The organism is Novosphingobium sp. B-7, from assembly GCF_000410615.1.
Taxonomy (GTDB): Bacteria; Pseudomonadota; Alphaproteobacteria; order Sphingomonadales; family Sphingomonadaceae; genus Novosphingobium; species Novosphingobium capsulatum.
The window spans coordinates 1-495 of the sequence record NZ_APCQ01000538.1; the positions used below are offsets into that span (position 1 = coordinate 1).

Sequence of the window (495 nt, forward strand, 5' to 3'; positions counted from 1 at the left end):
TCTAACGTTTGACGTGAGGGGCCGCCGTAGCGGCGAAGCCGCGAAGGGAACCCGCAAGCGCAGCTTGTGGGCGGTCCCTCTCGACGGAATGGTTAGATGCGACCGTTTTAGTGAACACTTGCCTTAGATAGCAAGTTGAGCACAGCAACGCCGCTGATAATGAAGCCGACACCAACAAATCCCCACATATCTAGTTTTTGACCATGCAAAACCCATGCAATCGCAGTGACCAAGACGATCCCGAGGCCCGACCAAACTGCGTAGGCGATTCCAACAGGAATCGATTTGAGTGTCAGCGACAGGAAATAAAAAGCAGCAGCGTATCCCGCTACGACGATAAAAGACGGTACTAACCTAGTAAAGCCCTCACTAGACTTGAGCGCAGAGGTTGCAATGACCTCAAAAATAATGGCCGTAGCCAGAAATAACCAATTTTTCAAAATATTTCTCCATGGAGTTCCGCGAAGAAATTTTAGGTTCGATTTAAGAAAAAAA

General features: G+C 48.5%; 1 protein-coding gene. It reads right to left on the bottom strand.

Annotated features, from left to right (window positions below; translation table 11 throughout):
• Positions 1 to 107: 107 nt before the first annotated feature.
• A complete protein-coding gene (gene qacG2, locus H926_RS31540) occupies positions 108 to 440 on the bottom strand; it encodes a quaternary ammonium compound efflux SMR transporter QacG2 (protein WP_003830719.1) in 333 nt (110 codons plus the stop codon).
• Between the last annotated feature and the right edge of the window lie 55 nt (positions 441 to 495).